Source organism: Pseudomonas avellanae BPIC 631 (genome assembly GCF_000444135.1).
GTDB classification, from domain to species: domain Bacteria; phylum Pseudomonadota; class Gammaproteobacteria; order Pseudomonadales; family Pseudomonadaceae; genus Aquipseudomonas; species Aquipseudomonas avellanae.
In genome coordinates this window covers 1-3,855 of sequence record NZ_ATDK01000392.1, presented here as the reverse complement: position 1 = coordinate 3,855, position 3,855 = coordinate 1, and the positions used below count along the sequence as shown (strand labels likewise).

3 protein-coding genes are annotated in these 3,855 nt (G+C 55.3%); all 3 read right to left on the bottom strand.

The window, feature by feature from the left end; genetic code table 11:
- Positions 1-231: 231 nt before the first annotated feature.
- From DW49_RS0122750 to DW49_RS0122740, 3 genes are read right to left on the bottom strand one after another with little or no spacing between them, the layout of a single operon-like run.
- Positions 232-945, bottom strand: a complete 714-nt coding sequence (locus DW49_RS0122750; protein ID WP_005618670.1) for an RraA family protein — start codon at positions 943-945, stop codon at positions 232-234.
- Positions 929-2,119, bottom strand: a complete 1,191-nt coding sequence (locus DW49_RS0122745) for an isocitrate/isopropylmalate dehydrogenase family protein (protein ID WP_005618672.1) — start codon at positions 2,117-2,119, stop codon at positions 929-931. The genes DW49_RS0122750 and DW49_RS0122745 overlap by 17 nt, the downstream gene beginning before the upstream one ends.
- Positions 2,116-3,144, bottom strand: a complete 1,029-nt coding sequence (locus DW49_RS0122740; RefSeq protein ID WP_024420009.1) for a beta/alpha barrel domain-containing protein — start codon at positions 3,142-3,144, stop codon at positions 2,116-2,118. Before DW49_RS0122740 ends, DW49_RS0122745 begins: the two co-directional genes overlap by 4 nt.
- Positions 3,145-3,855: the final 711 nt, after the last annotated feature.

Genomic DNA, 3,855 nt, shown 5'->3' with positions numbered 1-3,855 from the left:
TACAGATGCCCTATCGAAATGATGACGGAAATGATGTCCAAGCATCATGAGAGTCCATCCCTAACTCAATAGCCGGGTGTTGCACTCAGCCTCTGAAACCGCCCAGCGTTATCGTCAGTCACGGATTGAGCGTCGAACAATTCCATTTTCATAATCATCTTCCCTTCATTTATTCAGATAAAAGTTGATGCCGTGGGGGGCACCGGTGCGGCGGCGTTTTAGAGTTTTGAACTACGACGGCACGTGCGCGCCGATGTGTTCAGCCTCGCTCAACCAGGGCTGGTCGTAGCGGTAAGTCATCCGCGCCTGCTCAAGTGTCGAACCGGAGGATATGGCTTCAATGATCCGCCGCTCGGTCTGCTCTACGGCCCTGGCGCGCCGCACCACTTCGGCCGCCAGTTGCTGCGGGACCACAACACAGCCGCTGCCGTCACACACCATCAGGTCTCCCGGTCGAATGGTGATGCCATCGATAACGAGCGGCACCTGGACGGCCTTGAGTTGTGTGCGGTTCTTCGCCGACTGCATGAAACGTCCACGACTGAACAACGGGTAGTTGCAATTGATAACGGTATCGATATCACGTGCAACGCCATCTATGACCGTGCCTTTGATGCCGTTGGCCAAGGCAAAGTGGGTCATGATGTCGCCCCACACCGTGCAGTCATGACGACCCGAATTCGAAGAGACAATCACAGAACCGCTCGGCACTTGATCAATATAATTGGCAGCCCCTCTGAACCCTTCTGACGTATCAACCGGTTGGTACTGCACCGTGAAAGCGATACCGACGCAGCGCGTGCCCGGTACTTGCGAAGCAATGCCCGGCAGCCCGCCGTCGATGCCAAGGCTGTCCAGTGCGTCAGACAACGATGCCGTGTCCAGATGCTCGCATTCATCGAGCACGCTCTGCGCGATAGGCGTGTAGTCAAAGGGCACTGACATGGCGTTCTCCTTGAGCAGAGCGGGAACGCTCACGGCCGTCGACCAACAGCCCCTGCAATTCCACACACTGTAGAACAATGGCCTCGCCCACCTGGCGAGTGGTGTGATAACCGCCCATGTCATAGGTGCGCACCGCAGAGCGAGATACCTGGCTTACTGCGCGGGTAATACAATCCGACTGGGCCGGAAACCCCAAGTGTTCCAGCATCATGGCAATGGCCAGAAACATCGCGCTCGGGTTGGCTTTATTCAGTCCCGCATGAGCGGGTGCGCTGCCATGTACCGGCTCGAAGTAGGCACCGGAGTTGCCAAAGTTGCCGCTGGGCGCAAACCCGAGCCCACCCATCACACCGGCCCCCAGATCCGAGAGGATGTCACCGAACATGTTCTCGGCAACGATTACCCCAAAGCGCTCGGGTCGTTGCACCATCCACAAAGCAACAGCATCGACATTCTCGATAGCGCCGGTTATATCCGGGTAGCGCTGCGCTATTTCTTCGAAAATCAGCCGGGCAAAAGCGCTGCTGTGGCGAAGCACCATCGGCTTGTCGACAAACGTTACGCGAGAGAAGTTGTTGTTTCGTGCATAGTCAAAGGCGTACTCGAAAATACGCGTCAAGCCGCTGCGCGTCTGCAAGCGCAGGGTAACGGTCGCATCCTCCTGCCCGGTTCTTTGCCAGGCAGCGCCCAGTGCTTCGCGTGCTTCAAGCAAAGGCACGAGCGCATCCGGAATACGCCCAAAGTCCAGCCCTGCATAAAGACCTTCGGTGTTTTCTCTGATCACTACAAAGCGAAATCTGTTGTCGCCGGTCATATCGGTTACCGGGCGAACATTGGCGTACAGGTCAAGATTCTGCCTGAGCTGAATGACCGGGCTGACGTACCGGCGACTGTGGCCCTGAAGTGGCAGCGGCAGTTCGGCCTCGGCTTCCGCCAGAGGCTTGCTGGTGATAGCGCCCAGTAGCGTCGCATCGCAACTGGCCATGACCTTCCAGGTGTCGTCAGGAACGGTTTCGCCCTCGCGCCTCCAGCATTCCCAGCCGATATCGGCGTGCAGCAGGTCAAAAGGCAGGCCCAGCGCGGCGATCACCGGCAAGGCAGCGTCCATGACTTCAACACCAATGCCATCACCGGGCAGCACGCAAATGCGTTTGCGAAGTACGTGAGCACTCATCTCGACACCTCCAGTACCGACCTGGACGGTTTGTTGAACGCATGGGGCAACGTCGCCCGGGGTGCCAGACGCGCAATCTGATCCTGTTGATGCATGACTTCAAGCGCACGGTACTCGGACGTCAACTGAAAGCGCTCGAGGGTTTCCTGTATCCGCTGCCGAACATCGAAAGGAAAGTTGTAAGTACCCAGGACGATATCCATGAACGGGCTGGGCATATTGCTCTGCGGTATCAAATTGGCGATGGTCTCGGACAACTCGATAACCTTCACAAGGTCATAACCATGGCTCACGCCCAACCGCTCCAGGTACGCAACGAGCATGCTCAAATGCAGATTGCCGGCACCTTTGCCCATCCCGCACACGGAGGTGTCGATGTATTCGGCACCCGCCTCGACCGCCGCTGCTGCATTGGCCAGTGCCAGAGACAGGTTGTTGTGCGCATGAAACCCCAGTGGCACAACAAGCCGACTTGAAAGGCGGCTGAACAGACGATGCACATCTGTGGGCAACATATGGCCGTTGGAATCGGCGCAACAGATGATATCCGCCCCCGCGCCTTCTGCGCGAACCGCCGTATCAATGACTGCGCCGGGGGTTTGCGATGTCACATGGGTCACATTGGCGCTGACACTGAACCCATGATCCCGAGCCAGCGACACAGTAGCGAGGCCGTCGTCCAGTTGCTCGCGGCGCAGACAGACCCGAATCATCGAAACGCCCTGCTCTCTGAGCATGGCAAAGTCGTCTGGCGACACATTTCTGGGGTGGACCATCACCGCCAGTTCTATTCGACCGCGGGCCGCCTCCCTGATCGTCTGGATGTAACGCGCGCCCACATCACTGGTAAGACCATGCCCCGCCTGAGGGGAAAACGAGCCCTTGCAGTAGCCTATTTCACACAGATCAACGCCTGCATCTGCAAGCCCCGTTGCAATAACCCGCGCCTGCTCGTCAGTGAAGTCAAAGTTATTTCGATATCCGCCATCACGCAAGGTGACGTCGAGAACTTTTACGTTCGCCATGAGAATCTCCAGCTGTCCTTGTGGAGTAACCAATGCGCTTGAACTGACCATTGCCACTGCATTTTTTATAGTTATTCAACAGCACCAATACCGATCAAACGTTCTCGAGCCGACTCCTGAACGCCTCGGAGTTGCGAACTGTGTTTTTCGCAACTCGGTATTGATACTCATCAAAAGGTTCCACTGTGTAAATTGGCGATAGTTGAAGGGTGGGTGTGAATTTTTTCACATCACGGGCACGGCGGCGCGCTCGCTCCAAAAATGAGTTCAATATTGGCAGTTATGTTTTCATCATGTATTCGGAATGCTTCCGAGACTCTGCCTCAAAGCCCTTTCGCTGATCTACTCATATAACCTCTCGATCTACTGCCTGGCTCACCACGCCACTCACGCTTGCCCCTTCTTCCAACGCCATATTCTCCCCCATCAAAACCCAACTCAGCCAAAAACACCAAAAAACCAGCGTCAAATAAACCCCGGACATTTTTGTCCTGAGACATCCAAGCGCATATCCTCAATCAATAAAACCCTCAACGCCTAAGCTAATAAATTGATCCATATCAACCCTCCCTAAAACCCCAAAAACATTATCAGCACTGAACAACAGAAAACCAAACATCACTCGGATTCACAACGGAAGTATCCAGCAACATCTATCACACAAGGACAATACTGAATGGCGTTGATTTCGTTAGGGAAGGTCTGAAGTAG

Bases quoted from the DNA above. Each gene is read 5' to 3' on its own strand.
- DW49_RS0122740 (WP_024420009.1), bottom strand. From the start codon at position 3,144: ATGGCGAACGTAAAAGTTCTCGACGTCACCTTGCGTGATGGCGGATAT.
- DW49_RS0122745 (WP_005618672.1), bottom strand. From the start codon at position 2,119: ATGAGTGCTCACGTACTTCGCAAACGCATTTGCGTGCTGCCCGGTGAT.
- DW49_RS0122750 (WP_005618670.1), bottom strand. From the start codon at position 945: ATGTCAGTGCCCTTTGACTACACGCCTATCGCGCAGAGCGTGCTCGAT.